Origin of the sequence: Paenarthrobacter nitroguajacolicus (assembly GCF_029952445.1) — a bacterium.
In the GTDB taxonomy this organism is placed as follows: Bacteria; Actinomycetota; Actinomycetes; order Actinomycetales; family Micrococcaceae; genus Arthrobacter; species Arthrobacter nitroguajacolicus_B.
In genome coordinates this window covers 71378-85209 of sequence record NZ_JAQPPK010000009.1, presented here as the reverse complement: position 1 = coordinate 85209, position 13832 = coordinate 71378, and the positions used below count along the sequence as shown (strand labels likewise).

Here is a 13832-nt window from a genome sequence, read left to right as displayed (position 1 = left end):
GCTTCTGCAATGCGCGCGGGCGATTTAACGCACTTGGGCTACATCTCCCGCTCACGCGCGTGCGCCAATGCCCGCAGCCAGTAGAACGATTCCTTCGGAGTCCGTTCCAAAGTCTCGAAGTCCACATGCACAAGTCCGAAACGTTGTGAGTAGCCCGCTGCCCACTCGAAGTTATCCAGCAACGTCCACACGTAATAACCGCGCAGATCCACTCCCTCTGCCTCGCCGCCCGGGCCGGTCGCCGTCACGGCGTGGCCGAGGTGCTCAGCCAGGTACGTGATGCGGTTGGTGTCCGGGAAGGTTCCCTCAACATGGGCCGGCTCCGGAAAGCTGGCACCTCCCTCGGTGATAAAGACAGGGGGCAAAGCATCCCCATACCGCTGTTTCATCTGTTGCAGCAAAGTGGCGAGTTGCCCGGGTGCCTCGGGCCAGCCGAAGCCCGTGGTCTCGTACTCCTGGTAGGCAGCAAGATGGAACGGGACGTTGCCCATCTCCTCGGCCTGCCCTGTAGGGATCTCCGCCGGACCCCGCCCGGAGGCAACCTTGATGGGGTAGTAGTAGTTCAGGCCGTAGAAATCCAGGGGCTGACTGATGGTCTGGAGGTCGCCGTCGAACACCGGACCCAGGGAACGAAACCAGGGCCAAAGGGGAATTGACGGCTTGGGGTATTGGCCCAAAAGGACTGCGTCGGCGTAAATGCGATTCAGGATCAGGTCAAGGGCCTCTGCCATCAGGCGGTCCGAGAGCCGGTTGCTTGCCGGCTCCACGGGGGAGTGCATGTTGGATACGCCGATCTTCCCTTTGACCCCCTCGGCCCTGAGTGCCTTGACCGCCAGTCCATGGCCCAGCAACTGGTGGTGTGCGGCGGGAAGGCTGTCGAACAGAAGTTGGCGGCCAGGTGCATGCGCCCCCAAGGCGTAGCCTTGCAGCGTCACCGAGACGGGTTCGTTCACCGTGACCCAATGGTCCACCCGGTCACCGAACCGACGGCCGGCCACTGCGGCATACTCCGCCAGCCGTTGGGAGGTGTCCCTGTTCATCCAGCCGCCCGCGTGTTCCAGGGGGAGCGGAGTATCCCAGTGATAGAGGGTGACCATGGGGGAGATACCGGCAGCCAGCAGCTTGTCCAGGAGCCGATCGTAGAAGTCCAGGCCACGCTGGTTGATCGCGCCTTGGCCATCAGGTTGGATCCTTGGCCACGACAACGAGAACCGGTAGGAATCGACGCCGAGCTCCTGCATCAGGGCGATGTCTTCATCGGCGCGGTTGTAATGGTCGCACGCCACGGCGGGGGAGCCGCCGTCGACAATTGCTCCGGGCTTCTCCGCAAAGGCGTCCCAGACGGACGGGCCACGTCCGTCAGCAGTCAGGGAACCCTCGATCTGGAAGGCGGCAGCTGCTACCCCCAGCGTGAAACCAGGCCGCAGACGTGCAGCGAGATCTTCCACTGAGCCTGAATCCTGGACGGACATGCCACCATCATCCACAGTTGGCGGGGGCCGGGCAATGGCCATTCCGCGGTCGATTGGCCTTTGCTCCGGATTTCCGCCATACTGGATGAGTTGTTCAAGCGCTTCTTCGTGTCCCGATCCGGATAATGCCGGGTGTCAGGGTCCAGGTTGAAGCCCAAACATAACCCTGAACCCCATGGAATGCGGTCGAGTCTGCGTGGAAATCGCGACACGCCCGACCGCGGGGGTCGGTGCGCCGGCAGGTTGAGGAACCCGGAATATCCGGATTCAGCTTGTGCGGCGTGTGGTGGTAAAACCTCAAACGCCTCGGCGGCCACATCAACAGGTAAGTAAACAGAGCAGCCCTAACTAGAGCAGCACTAGCTGAAAGAGAGTCAGGCGACATGGCGGGACAAAAAATCCGCATCCGGCTGAAGTCATATGACCACGAGGTCATTGATGTTTCAGCGCGGAAGATCGTTGAGACGGTCACGCGCGCAGGCGCAACGGTAGTCGGCCCGGTGCCGCTGCCCACGGAGAAGAACGTTTACTGCGTTATTCGCTCTCCTCACAAGTACAAGGACAGCCGTGAGCACTTCGAAATGCGTACTCACAAGCGTCTGATCGACATCATCGACCCCACGCCGAAGGCCGTTGACTCGCTTATGCGTCTCGACCTGCCTGCAGACGTGAACATCGAAATCAAGCTCTAGGGAGGTGCTGAGAGACTATGACCGCAACCCGTAACGTAAAGGGCCTGCTGGGCACGAAGCTCGGCATGACCCAGGTCTGGGACGAGAACAACAAGCTCATCCCGGTAACTGTCGTCCAGGCTGACTCCAACGTCATCACGCAGCTGCGCAACGCAGATGTCGATGGCTATGTCGCCGTCCAGATCGGCTACGGCCAGATCGACCCCCGCAAGGTCACCAAGCCGCTGGCTGGTCACTTTGAAAAGGCTGGCGTCACCCCTCGCCGCCACGTCGTCGAACTGCGTACCGCAGACGCCGCATCCTACGAGCTGGGCCAGGAGCTCTCTGTTGAGATCTTCGAAGCCGGCCAGAAGATCGACGTCGTCGGCACCTCCAAGGGTAAGGGCTTCGCCGGTGTTATGAAGCGTCACGGCTTCCACGGCGTTGGCGCTTCCCACGGTGCCCACAAGAACCACCGTAAGCCTGGCTCCATCGGTGGCGCATCCACCCCGAGCCGCGTCTTCAAGGGCCTGAAAATGGCCGGCCGCATGGGCGCCGAGCGTCACACCACGCTGAACCTCACGGTTCACGCTGTTGACGTTGAGAAGTCGCTGCTCCTTATCAAGGGTGCCGTCCCCGGTGCCCGCGGCCAGGTCGTACTCGTACGCACCGCCGTGAAGGGAGCCTAGTTCAATGACTAGCACTGTCAAGGTAGACCTGCCTGCAGAGATCTTCGACGTCCAGACCAACGTGCCGCTGCTGCACCAGGTCGTCGTCGCACAGCTCGCTGCTGCTCGCCAGGGTACTCACAAGACGAAGACCCGCGCCGAGGTTTCCGGTGCAGGTCGCAAGCCGTTCAAGCAGAAGGGCACCGGCCGCGCCCGTCAGGGTTCAATCCGTGCTCCTCACATGACCGGCGGTGGCGTTGTCCACGGTCCGACACCTCGTGACTACAGCCAGCGCACCCCCAAGAAGATGAAGGCTGCTGCACTCCGCGGCGCCCTGTCTGACCGCGCCCGCAACGGCCGCATCCACGTCATCGCTGAACTGGTAGCCGGCACCAAGCCGTCCGCCAAGGACGCACTGGCTTCGCTGCGCTCCGTCACCGAGCGCAAGAACCTGCTCGTCGTTATCGAGCGCGCCAACGATGTTGCTGCACTTTCCGTGCGCAACCTCCAGGATGTTCACGTTCTGTACGCAGACCAGCTGAACACCTACGACGTGCTCATCTCCGACGACGTGGTCTTCACCAAGGCTGCTTTCGAGGCGTTCGTCGCTGACAAGGCAAAGAACGAGGAGGCCTCCAAGTGAGCGTAACCACCATCAAGGATCCGCGCGACGTCGTGCTTGCACCCGTTGTTTCGGAAAAGAGCTACGGTCTGATCGACGAAGGCAAGTACACCTTCCTGGTGGACCCTCGCTCGAACAAGACCGAGATCAAGCTGGCCGTTGAGAAGATCTTCTCGGTCAAAGTTGACTCGATCAACACCATCAACCGTGCCGGTAAGCGCAAGCGCACCAAATTCGGCTGGGGACAGCGCAAGAGCACCAAGCGTGCAATTGTCACCCTCAAAGAAGGCACAATCGACATCTTCGGCGGTCCGCTCGCGTAGCGGAGACCACTTTAACGAGGAAATAAATTATGGGAATCCGTAAATACAAGCCGACTACCCCGGGCCGTCGTGGCTCGAGCGTAGCCGACTTTGCTGAAATCACGCGATCGACTCCGGAAAAGTCGTTGCTGCGTCCGCTGCACAAGACTGGCGGCCGTAACAACTCCGGTAAGATCACCACCCGTCACAAGGGTGGTGGGCACAAGCGCCAGTACCGTCTGATCGACTTCCGTCGTCACGACAAGGACGGCATCAACGCCCGCGTTGCCGAAATCGAGTACGACCCGAACCGCACGGCTCGCATCGCACTCCTGCACTACGTTGATGGCACCAAGCGTTACATCATCGCCCCCAACAAGCTGTCCCAGGGTGACTTCGTCGAGGCTGGTCCCGACGCTGACATCAAGCCGGGCAACAACCTGCCGCTGCGCAACATCCCGGTTGGTACCGTAATCCACGCAGTTGAACTGCGTCCGGGTGGCGGCGCCAAGATGGCTCGTTCCGCAGGTGCTTCGGTACAGCTCGTTGCCAAGGAAGGCCGTTTCGCCCAGCTGCGTCTGCCCTCCGGTGAAATCCGCAACGTTGACGTGCGCTGCCGCGCAACCGTCGGCGAGGTCGGCAACGCCGAGCAGTCGAACATCAACTGGGGCAAGGCCGGCCGCATGCGCTGGAAGGGCGTTCGCCCGACCGTCCGTGGTGTAGCCATGAACCCGGTTGACCACCCGCACGGTGGTGGTGAAGGTAAGACTTCCGGTGGACGTCACCCGGTTAACCCGAACGGCAAGCCTGAGGGCCGTACCCGCCGTCCGAACAAAGAGAGCGACAAGCTTATTGTTCGTCGCCGCCGTACTGGCAAGAACAAGCGATAGGAGCCTGGACACATGCCACGCAGCCTGAAAAAAGGTCCTTTCGTTGACCAGCACCTCTTTGTGAAGGTCGCACGGGAAAACGATAAGGGCACCAAGAACGTCATCAAGACCTGGTCCCGTCGTTCGATGATCATCCCCGACATGCTCGGGCACACGATCGCCGTACACGACGGACGCAAGCACATCCCGGTGTTTGTCACTGAGTCGATGGTCGGGCACAAGCTCGGCGAATTCGCTCCCACGCGGACATTCCGCGGCCATGTTAAGGACGACCGTAAGGGCAAGCGCCGCTAAGGCGCCTGACTTTACGTCTTAGACGAGAGAAGGAAAGCAATGGAAGCCAAGGCTATTGCGCGTCACATCCGCGTAACGCCTATGAAGGCCCGGCGCGTCGTCAACCTTGTTCGTGGTAAGCAAGCGAATGAGGCTCTGGCAATTCTGAAGTTTGCCCCCCAGGCAGCTTCGGAGCCGGTATTCAAGGTACTTCAGTCGGCAATCGCCAACGCACGTGTCCTCGCGGACCGTGACGGCGTTGCGTTCGACGACAGCGACCTGTTCATCAGCGAAGCATTCGTTGATGAAGGCCCGACCATGAAGCGGTTCCAGCCGCGTGCCCAAGGCCGCGCCTACCGCATCAGGAAGCGGACCAGCCACATCACCTTGGTCGTGGCAACCCCGGAGAAAGAGGAGGCTCGCTAAGTGGGACAGAAAGTAAACCCGCACGGGTTCCGACTCGGCATCACCACCGACCACGTTTCGCACTGGTTCGCTGACAGCACCAAGCCCGGACAGCGCTACAAGGACTTCGTCCGCGAGGACATCAAGATCCGTCAGCTCATGTCCACCGGCATGGAGCGCGCCGGCATCGCCAAGGTTGAGATCGAGCGCACCCGCGATCGTGTCCGCGTGGATATCCACACGGCACGCCCGGGTATCGTTATCGGCCGCCGCGGCGCCGAAGCAGACCGCATCCGCGGCGAGCTCGAAAAGCTCACCGGCAAGCAGGTTCAGCTGAACATCCTCGAGGTCAAGAACCCCGAGATGGAAGCACAGCTTGTTGCCCAGGGCATCGCTGAGCAGCTGACTTCCCGCGTGGCTTTCCGCCGTGCGATGAAGAAGGCAATGCAGTCCGCACAGCGTGCGGGTGCCAAGGGTATCCGTGTTGCTTGCTCGGGCCGTCTGGGTGGCGCAGAAATGTCCCGCTCGGAGTTCTACCGCGAAGGCCGTGTGCCCCTGCACACCCTCCGCGCGAACATCGACTACGGCTTCTACGAAGCCAAGACCACCTTCGGCCGTATCGGTGTGAAGGTTTGGATCTACAAGGGTGACGTAACCGCCAAGGAACTGGCTCAGCAGGCAGCTGCTGCTCCGTCCCGTGGCCGTGCAGGAGACCGTCCGGGCCGCCCGGGTGGCGACCGCCGTCGTCGTAACGACCGTCCGGCAGCTGAGGCAGCACCTGCTGCCGTTGAAGCACTGGCCGCTGAAGCTGCTGCTCCCGCAGCAGAAGGAGGACAGGCTTAAATGCTTATCCCACGTCGAGTCAAGCACCGTAAGCAGCACCACCCGGGTCGTTCCGGCGCTGCTACGGGCGGCACCAAGGTCAGCTTCGGTGAGTACGGTATCCAGGCCCTGAGCCCGGCATACGTTACCAACCGTCAGATCGAGTCCGCTCGTATCGCGATGACCCGCCACATCAAGCGTGGCGGTAAGGTCTGGATCAACATCTACCCGGACCGTCCGCTGACGAAGAAGCCTGCTGAAACCCGTATGGGTTCCGGTAAGGGTTCTCCGGAATGGTGGGTCGCAAACGTCAAGCCGGGCCGGGTTCTCTTCGAACTCTCCGGTGTCAATGAAGAGGTAGCTCGCGAGGCCCTGCGCCTGGCAATCCACAAGCTGCCGTTGAAGGCACGCATTGTGCGTCGCGAAGGTGGTGAATAGAAATGGCAGTAGGGTCGAAGGATCTCGCACCCGCACAGCTGGACGGTTTCGACAACGAGCGTCTCGTTGAAGAACTCCGCAAGTCCAAGGAAGAGCTGTTCAACCTGCGTTTCCAGTCCGCCACCGGACAGCTGGAGAACCACGGTCGCCTGCGCGCGGTAAAGAAGGACATCGCACGCATCTACACCGTTCTCCGTGAGCGCGAGCTGGGCATTCGTGCCGAGGTTGCCGCACCGGTTGTGGAAGCCAAGGAAGAAAAGAAGTCCAAGAAGGCTGCCAAGGCTGAAAAGGCCGAGGTTGAAGCTGGAGAGGACGCCAAGTGAGCGAGAAGGAAACTGTGACGGAAGCAGCAGCCAGCGCTGAACAGCGCGGTTACCGTAAGACGCGTCGCGGCTACGTTGTCTCTGACAAGATGGAAAAGACCATCGTTGTTCAGGTTGAAGACCGCGTAAAGCACGCTCTGTACGGCAAGGTTATTCGCCGCACCTCGAAGGTCAAGGCTCATGACGAAGAGAACACCGCCGGCATCGGCGACCTCGTTCTCATCTCTGAGACCCGCCCGCTGTCCGCTACCAAGCGGTGGCGTCTGGTGGAGATCCTCGAAAAGGCCAAGTAAATCCGACGCCGGGCTTGCCTGGCAACGATTCACTGGAAAGGTCCGCATTCCCTATGGAATGCGGGCCTTTCCGCTTCCCTGCCTGTTTCGGTTACTGGCCGTAAACGTGCTAGGATATTGAGTTTGTATGGCGCCACTTGTGCGTCGTCCACTACCTCGTAAACAATCGTGCCGCTGCATACTGCCCCGCGCAGAGTTTTCTGCAAGGGAAGCTGATGCTTGTGGCACGGGCGTTTAGGCCTGTTCTGGCAAAATCCAGGCAGGTCAAGAGACACCCCGATCAACCGTTCCGCAAGGCTCATTCCGTATGCATGATTTCGGTCTGAGAACCGGCGCGACGCAAGGAGTAGAAATTGATTCAGCAGGAGTCGCGACTCAAGGTCGCCGACAACACGGGTGCTAAGGAAATCCTTACCATTCGCGTTCTCGGTGGATCCGGTCGTCGCTACGCAGGCATCGGCGACGTCATCGTCGCCACCGTCAAGGACGCTATCCCTGGCGGCAACGTAAAGAAGGGTGACGTCGTCAAGGCCGTCATCGTTCGTACCAAGAAGGAACGCCGCCGTGCGGATGGTTCCTACATCAAGTTTGACGAAAACGCAGCTGTGATCCTGAAGAACGACGGTGACCCCCGCGGTACCCGTATCTTCGGCCCGGTTGGTCGTGAACTTCGCGACAAGAAGTTCATGAAGATCGTTTCGCTGGCCCCGGAGGTGCTTTAGTCCATGGCTAAGATCAAGAAGGGTGACCTCGTTCAGGTCATCACCGGCGCCAAGCAGGAACGCGGCGGAGACCGCGGCAAGCAGGGCAAGGTCCTGCGCGTATTCCCGGACACCAACCGCGTGCTGGTAGAGGGAATCAACCGCGTCACCAAGCACACCAAGGTCGGTCAGTCGCAGCGCGGCACCAAGACCGGTGGCATCGAGGTCGTTGAGGCCCCGATCCACGTTTCCAACGTGGCTTTGGTAGACCCGTCCACCAAGAAGCCGACCCGTGTTGGTTTCCGTCTCGACACCGTTGAGAAGGATGGTCGCACCAAGACTGTCCGTATCCGCGTGTCCAAGGCCTCCGGGAAGGACATCTGATGAGTGAGACACTGTCTGAGACCACCGTCAACAAGATCGTTCCGCGTCTGAAGACCAAGTATGCAGAGACCATCAAGAAGTCGCTGCAGGACGAATTCAACTACGCGAACGTGAACCAGGTTCCCCGCCTGGTGAAGGTTGTAGTGAACATGGGTGTTGGAGATGCCGCAAAGGACTCCAAGCTGATCGACGGCGCTGTCCGCGACCTCACCCTGATCACCGGCCAGAAGCCGCAGGTAACCAAGGCCCGCAAGTCGATCGCACAGTTCAAGCTGCGCGAAGGCATGCCGATCGGTGCACACGCAACTCTGCGTGGCGACCGCATGTGGGAATTCGTGGATCGTCTGGTTTCGCTGGCACTGCCGCGTATCCGTGACTTCCGCGGCCTCAACGGCAAGCAGTTCGACGGTAACGGTAACTACACCTTCGGTCTGACCGAGCAGGTTATGTTCCACGAAATCGACCAGGACTCCATCGACCGCGTACGCGGCATGGACATCACGGTTGTCACCACCGCCAAGACCGACGACGAAGGCCGCGCGCTGCTCAAGGCGCTTGGTTTCCCGTTCAAGACCGAAAACTAACTACGTGACAGGTCCGTCCGCGCAGGCTCATAAGAGCCGGCGCAGCGGAAACCGGTACGAGGAAGGGCTATAGCCCAAATGACTATGACAGATCCTGTCGCAGACATGCTCACGCGTCTGCGCAATGCAAACTCGGCATACCACGACACCGTGTCCATGCCGTACAGCAAACTGAAGGCACGCGTTGCCGACATCCTGAAGGCAGAAGGCTACATTGCCGGCTGGAAGGAAGAGGACGCCGAGGTTGGCAAGAAGCTGACCATCGACCTGAAGTTCGGTCCGAACCGCGAGCGTTCCATCGCTGGCGTCCGCCGCATCTCCAAGCCGGGCCTCCGCGTTTACGCGAAGTCCACCAACCTGCCTCACGTGCTGGGTGGCCTGGGTATCGCAATCCTGTCCACCTCTTCCGGCCTCCTGACTGACAAGCAGGCCGGCAAGAAGGGCGTGGGCGGCGAAGTCCTCGCGTACGTCTGGTAACGGGAAAGGAAGAGAATAATGTCACGTATTGGACGTCTCCCCATCACCGTTCCTGCCGGAGTTGAGGTCAAGCTCGATGGCTCCGTCATCAGCGTCAAGGGTTCCAAAGGCGAGCTGAGCCACACTGTGGCCAGCCCGATCGAGGTCTCCCTGGAAGAGAACACTCTCACGGTCACCCGCCCGAACGACGAGCGCAACTCGCGTTCGCTGCACGGCCTGACCCGCACCCTGATCGCCAACATGATCCAGGGCGTTACCGAGGGCTACGAGAAGAAGCTTGAAATCGTTGGTACCGGTTACCGCGTTCAGGCAAAGGGTTCTGACCTGGAGTTCGCTCTGGGCTTCAGCCACCCGGTTAACGTCTCTGCACCCGAAGGCATCACCTTCGTAGTAGAGGGTCCGACCAAGCTCTCTGTTGCGGGTATCAACAAGCAGCAGGTCGGCGAGGTTGCTGCCAACATTCGCAAGCTGCGCAAGCCCGACCCCTACAAGGGCAAGGGTGTCCGTTACGCCGGCGAAGTCATCCGCCGCAAGGTCGGAAAGGCTGGTAAGTAAACCATGGCCATCGCAATTAACAAGAAGCGCACGAACAAGAGCAAGTCGGCTGCACGCAACCGTCGCCAGCTTCGTATCCGCAAGCGCATCACCGGTACGGCTGTACGTCCTCGTCTGGTCGTCAACCGTTCGGCACGCCACATGTTCGTCCAGGTTGTCGATGACAGCAAGGGTGTAACCGTGGCTTACGCTTCCACCCTGGAAGCTGACCTTCGCGCACTTGACGGAGACAAGACTGCCAAGGCCAAGCGCGTCGGCGAGCTCGTTGCCGAGCGTGCCAAGGCTGCAGGCGTCGAAGCTGTTGTCTTCGACCGTGGCGGTAACAAGTACCACGGCCGCATCGCCGCCGTCGCTGACGGTGCTCGCGAAGGTGGGCTGGCACTGTGACCGTTGAAAATAACGAAAAGGACATTCAGGTGACTGAAGCTGTAGCTGCTGAAGCAACTGAGACCGCACCCGCTGCCGATGACCGCCGTGGCGGACGTCGTGGCGAGCGTGGCGACCGTGGCCAGGGCCGCGGCGACCGTGGTGGCCGTGGTGGCCGCGACGGCGGTCGTGAAGCCGAGAAGAGCCAGTTCGTAGAGCGCGTTGTCACCATCAACCGCGTTGCCAAGGTGGTCAAGGGTGGTCGTCGCTTCAGCTTCACCGCTCTGGTCGTCGTCGGTGACGGCAACGGCATGGTTGGCGTGGGCTACGGCAAGGCCAAGGAAGTTCCCGCTGCTATCGCAAAGGGCGTAGAAGAGGCCAAGAAGTCCTTCTTCCGCGTTCCCCGCGTTGGCAACACCATCCCGCACCGCGTGCAGGGTGAGGCTGCTGCAGGCGTTGTCCTGCTGCGTCCGGCTTCCGCCGGTACCGGTGTTATCGCCGGTGGTCCGGTCCGCGCGGTATTGGAGTGCGTGGGTATCCACGACATCCTCTCCAAGTCGCTCGGTTCTTCCAACGCGATCAACATCGTTCACGCGACCGTTGCCGCTCTGAAGCAGCTCGAAGAGCCCGCTTCCGTGGCTGCCCGCCGTGGCCTGCCGCTGGACGAGGTTGCTCCTGCTGCTCTGGTGCGCGCGCTCCAGAACCAGAAGGCAGGTGTTTAGTCATGGCTAAGAACCTGACTCCCTCCGACGCCAAGTTGGAGATCACCCAGATCAAGGGCGTCATTGGCGCCAAGCAGAACCAGATCGCCACCCTTCGGTCCCTCGGCCTGAAGCGCATCGGACACACCGTTGTCCGTACCGCCGACGCTGTGACCGTTGGAATGCTGAACACGGTTCCGCACCTCGTGAATGTAGAGGAGGCGAAGTAATGGCAGAGAACAAGACCGCCGCAGAGACTGCTGAGAAGCAGAACACTCTGAAGGTCCACCACCTGCGTCCCGCCCCGGGTGCCAAGACAGCCAAGACCCGTGTTGGTCGTGGTGAAGGCTCCAAGGGTAAGACCGCTGGTCGCGGTACCAAGGGTACGAAGGCCCGCTACCAGGTAAAGGCTGGCTTTGCCGGCGGCCAGCTGCCGCTGCACATGCGCCTGCCGAAGCTGCGCGGCTTCAAGAACCCGTTCCGGGTTGAGTTCCAGGTTGTAAACCTGGAGAAGCTCAACGAGCTGTTCCCGGAAGGTGGCACCGTCACCGTTGAATCACTGGTTGAAAAGGGCGCCGTTCGCAAGAACCAGCCCGTGAAGGTGCTCGGCACCGGCGACATCACCGTCAAGGTTGACGTCACCGTACACGCATTCTCTTCCAGCGCTTCGGAAAAGATCGCTGCAGCAGGCGGATCCACCACCACCCTCTAGGGTTGTGTGGGACATCAGCCCGCTGTAACAAAGAATCCCGGTATGCGGGGCTTCGGCCCCGGATACCGGGATTTTTTTGATGGTTGTGGACTCTCGATTATTACGACGGCGTCACAAGCAGTTAGACTCGGTTGTTGGGTTTCATTGAGCCCGACCACATCCTTGTACTTTCTACTCAGGAGGACGCTTGCTAAGCGCATTCGGCCGGGCGTTTCGGACGCCTGATTTGCGACGCAAGTTGTTGTTCACGCTGGGAATCATCACAATCTTCCGCTTGGGAGCTTTCATCCCCTCGCCTGGTGTGAACTACCAGAATGTCCAGCAATGCTTGAACAACGGTGACACCTCGCAGGGCATCTACCAGCTGGTGAACTTGTTCAGCGGCGGCGCGTTGCTGCAGGTCTCGATCTTTGCCCTGGGCATCATGCCCTACATCACGGCGAGCATCATCGTGCAGTTGCTCCGGGTGGTTATTCCCCGGTTCCAGCAACTCTACGAAGAGGGTTCCTCGGGACAGTCCAAGCTGACGCAGTACACCCGGTACCTCACCATCGCCCTGGGCCTGCTGAACGCCACCACCCTGGTGTCCCTGGCCCGGTCCGGCCAATTGCTGCCCGGCTGTAACCTGCCGATCATTCCCGATGAGAGCATCATCACCACCCTCCTGATCATCATCACGCTGACAGCAGGCACCGGCCTGATCATGTGGATGGGTGAGCTTGTCACCGAGCGCGGTGTCGGCAACGGCATGTCGCTGCTGATCTTCACCTCCATCGCAGCAGGCTTCCCCCGCTCGCTCGGCTCCATCTGGGAGACCAAGGGCCCGGGAACCTTCTTCATCGTTCTTGCCATCGGCCTTCTCACCGTTGCCCTCGTGGTCTTCGTGGAGCAGTCGCAGCGCCGTGTCCCGGTGCAGTACGCCAAGCGCATGATCGGTCGCCGCACTGTGGGCGGCACCAGCACCTACATTCCCATCAAGGTGAACATGGCCGGCGTCGTGCCTGTCATCTTCGCTTCCTCCATGCTTTACCTGCCCGGCTTGATTTCGCAGTTCAACCAGCCGAAGCCAGGGGAGCAGATGGCTCCATGGGTTGAGTGGATCAACAACAACCTCACCCGTGGCGACCATCCCATCTACATGGCGCTTTACTTCGCCATGATCGTGTTCTTCACCTACTTCTACGTAGCCATCACCTTCAACCCTGAAGAAGTGTCGGACAACATGAAGAAGTACGGCGGGTTCATTCCGGGCATCCGGGCGGGTAAACCGACCGCGGACTACCTGCAGTACGTGCTTTCCAGGATCACTTTGCCGGGAGCCCTCTACCTGGGCTTCGTGGCGCTGATTCCGCTGGTTGCACTCGTCCTGATCAACGCCAACCAGAACTTCCCGTTCGGTGGCACGTCAATCCTGATCATGGTGGGTGTTGGCCTGGAGACCGTCAAGCAGATTGATGCGCAGCTACAACAACGTCACTACGAAGGGCTTTTGCGATGACGAGAATGCTGATCATTGGACCTCCCGGTTCGGGCAAGGGTACACAGGCCGAGCGGATTTCCGAGCGCCTCGGCGTAGTCGCCATCTCCACCGGCGACATCTTCCGTGCCAACGTAAAGGGCGAAACCCCTTTGGGCATCGAAGCCAAGAAGTACATGGATGCCGGCGACTTCGTTCCGGACAGCGTCACGAACAACATGGTTCGGGACCGGCTGGGCCAGAGCGACGTCGAGAACGGCTTCCTCCTGGACGGTTACCCGCGCACCACCGCGCAGGTTGACTACCTGGACCAGATCCTCGCCGAGGGTGAGCAGGAGCTCGACGTAGTGCTCCAGCTGACCGCCGACGACGAAGAACTGGTAGCCCGGCTCCTGGGACGTGCCAAGGAGACCGGCCGCTCGGACGACAACGAGACCGTGATCCGTCACCGTCTTGACCTGTACCACGAGCAGACCGAAGCCGTTGTGGCGAAGTATGCCGAACGTGGCATCCTCACGCAGGTGGATGGCATCGGCGGTATCGATGAAGTTACCGACCGCGTGCTCACGGCCATCGAGTCGGCCAAGGCCGTCTAGGGTTTTCCACATAGCCGGTTCCACCGGAGCTTGAGTGAAGGGTGTGTCCCGTACCATAAGGTGCGGGACACACCCTTTTTCGTTGACGCGGCACTTTCTT

General features: G+C 60.5%; 23 protein-coding genes. 22 read left to right on the top strand and 1 reads right to left on the bottom strand.

All coding sequences use genetic code 11. The features are described from left to right. Positions 1-38: 38 nt before the first annotated feature. Positions 39-1472: a GH1 family beta-glucosidase gene (locus PJL15_RS08415; protein ID WP_281450705.1), complete on the bottom strand. Its 1434-nt coding sequence runs from the start codon at positions 1470-1472 to the stop codon at positions 39-41. Between the two features lie 383 nt (positions 1473-1855). Between PJL15_RS08415 and rpsJ the strand changes: the two genes are divergently transcribed. The 22 genes from rpsJ to PJL15_RS08305 all read left to right on the top strand — a co-directional run bounded on the left by rpsJ (position 1856) and on the right by PJL15_RS08305 (position 13732). Next, on the top strand, positions 1856-2164 hold the full coding sequence (gene rpsJ / locus PJL15_RS08410; RefSeq protein ID WP_003803825.1) for a 30S ribosomal protein S10: 309 nt from the start codon (positions 1856-1858) through the stop codon (positions 2162-2164). 17 nt (positions 2165-2181) lie between these two features. Continuing rightward, positions 2182-2832, top strand: a complete 651-nt coding sequence (rplC, locus tag PJL15_RS08405) for a 50S ribosomal protein L3 (RefSeq protein WP_018776685.1) — start codon at positions 2182-2184, stop codon at positions 2830-2832. Positions 2833-2836: 4 nt separating this feature from the next. Further along, positions 2837-3454, top strand: coding sequence for a 50S ribosomal protein L4 (gene rplD / locus PJL15_RS08400; protein WP_018776684.1), 618 nt, complete (start codon positions 2837-2839; stop codon positions 3452-3454). Continuing rightward, entirely contained in the window at positions 3451-3756 is a 306-nt protein-coding gene (gene rplW, locus PJL15_RS08395) for a 50S ribosomal protein L23 (protein WP_011775593.1), read from the top strand. Before rplD ends, rplW begins: the two co-directional genes overlap by 4 nt. Positions 3757-3785: 29 nt before the next feature. Continuing rightward, positions 3786-4625, top strand: coding sequence for a 50S ribosomal protein L2 (gene rplB / locus PJL15_RS08390; RefSeq protein WP_011775592.1), 840 nt, complete (start codon positions 3786-3788; stop codon positions 4623-4625). Positions 4626-4637: 12 nt separating this feature from the next. Next, complete coding sequence (gene rpsS, locus PJL15_RS08385) at positions 4638-4919, top strand: 30S ribosomal protein S19 (protein ID WP_011775591.1); 282 nt, start codon at positions 4638-4640, stop codon at positions 4917-4919. A gap of 39 nt (positions 4920-4958) precedes the next feature. Further along, complete coding sequence (gene rplV, locus PJL15_RS08380; RefSeq protein WP_281450704.1) at positions 4959-5324, top strand: 50S ribosomal protein L22; 366 nt, start codon at positions 4959-4961, stop codon at positions 5322-5324. Beyond that, positions 5325-6146 carry a 30S ribosomal protein S3 gene (rpsC, locus tag PJL15_RS08375; RefSeq protein ID WP_281450703.1) on the top strand — a complete coding sequence of 274 codons (822 nt, stop codon included), beginning with the start codon at positions 5325-5327 and terminating at the stop codon, positions 6144-6146. Beyond that, positions 6147-6563 carry a 50S ribosomal protein L16 gene (gene rplP, locus PJL15_RS08370; protein WP_003803795.1) on the top strand — a complete coding sequence of 139 codons (417 nt, stop codon included), beginning with the start codon at positions 6147-6149 and terminating at the stop codon, positions 6561-6563. A gap of 2 nt (positions 6564-6565) precedes the next feature. Next, positions 6566-6886, top strand: coding sequence for a 50S ribosomal protein L29 (rpmC, locus tag PJL15_RS08365; protein ID WP_014922387.1), 321 nt, complete (start codon positions 6566-6568; stop codon positions 6884-6886). Continuing rightward, on the top strand, positions 6883-7179 hold the full coding sequence (rpsQ, locus tag PJL15_RS08360) for a 30S ribosomal protein S17 (RefSeq protein WP_142938371.1): 297 nt from the start codon (positions 6883-6885) through the stop codon (positions 7177-7179). The genes rpmC and rpsQ overlap by 4 nt, the downstream gene beginning before the upstream one ends. A gap of 353 nt (positions 7180-7532) precedes the next feature. Beyond that, positions 7533-7901, top strand: coding sequence for a 50S ribosomal protein L14 (gene rplN / locus PJL15_RS08355; RefSeq protein ID WP_003803789.1), 369 nt, complete (start codon positions 7533-7535; stop codon positions 7899-7901). A gap of 3 nt (positions 7902-7904) precedes the next feature. Continuing rightward, positions 7905-8264, top strand: a complete 360-nt coding sequence (gene rplX / locus PJL15_RS08350) for a 50S ribosomal protein L24 (protein ID WP_167263523.1) — start codon at positions 7905-7907, stop codon at positions 8262-8264. Beyond that, positions 8264-8848 carry a 50S ribosomal protein L5 gene (rplE, locus tag PJL15_RS08345; RefSeq protein WP_281450702.1) on the top strand — a complete coding sequence of 195 codons (585 nt, stop codon included), beginning with the start codon at positions 8264-8266 and terminating at the stop codon, positions 8846-8848. Before rplX ends, rplE begins: the two co-directional genes overlap by 1 nt. Before the next feature lie 78 nt (positions 8849-8926). Beyond that, positions 8927-9325 (top strand): 30S ribosomal protein S8, encoded by a 399-nt coding sequence (gene rpsH, locus PJL15_RS08340; protein WP_011775584.1) that lies wholly within the window; start codon positions 8927-8929, stop codon positions 9323-9325. Positions 9326-9343: 18 nt separating this feature from the next. Continuing rightward, entirely contained in the window at positions 9344-9880 is a 537-nt protein-coding gene (gene rplF, locus PJL15_RS08335) for a 50S ribosomal protein L6 (RefSeq protein WP_144659422.1), read from the top strand. A gap of 3 nt (positions 9881-9883) precedes the next feature. After that, entirely contained in the window at positions 9884-10267 is a 384-nt protein-coding gene (rplR, locus tag PJL15_RS08330) for a 50S ribosomal protein L18 (RefSeq protein WP_281450701.1), read from the top strand. Between the two features lie 29 nt (positions 10268-10296). Continuing rightward, positions 10297-10968: a 30S ribosomal protein S5 gene (gene rpsE / locus PJL15_RS08325; RefSeq protein ID WP_026539813.1), complete on the top strand. Its 672-nt coding sequence runs from the start codon at positions 10297-10299 to the stop codon at positions 10966-10968. A 2-nt stretch (positions 10969-10970) separates the two neighbouring features. Beyond that, positions 10971-11177 carry a 50S ribosomal protein L30 gene (gene rpmD, locus PJL15_RS08320; RefSeq protein WP_018776677.1) on the top strand — a complete coding sequence of 69 codons (207 nt, stop codon included), beginning with the start codon at positions 10971-10973 and terminating at the stop codon, positions 11175-11177. Then, positions 11177-11659, top strand: coding sequence for a 50S ribosomal protein L15 (gene rplO / locus PJL15_RS08315; RefSeq protein ID WP_281450700.1), 483 nt, complete (start codon positions 11177-11179; stop codon positions 11657-11659). Before rpmD ends, rplO begins: the two co-directional genes overlap by 1 nt. Positions 11660-11846: 187 nt before the next feature. Then, the gene (gene secY, locus PJL15_RS08310; RefSeq protein WP_144659427.1) at positions 11847-13157 is read left to right on the top strand and encodes a preprotein translocase subunit SecY; all 1311 of its coding nucleotides are present in this window, start codon (positions 11847-11849) and stop codon (positions 13155-13157) included. A 5-nt stretch (positions 13158-13162) separates the two neighbouring features. Further along, entirely contained in the window at positions 13163-13732 is a 570-nt protein-coding gene (locus PJL15_RS08305; RefSeq protein WP_175538591.1) for an adenylate kinase, read from the top strand. Positions 13733-13832 lie beyond the last annotated feature (100 nt).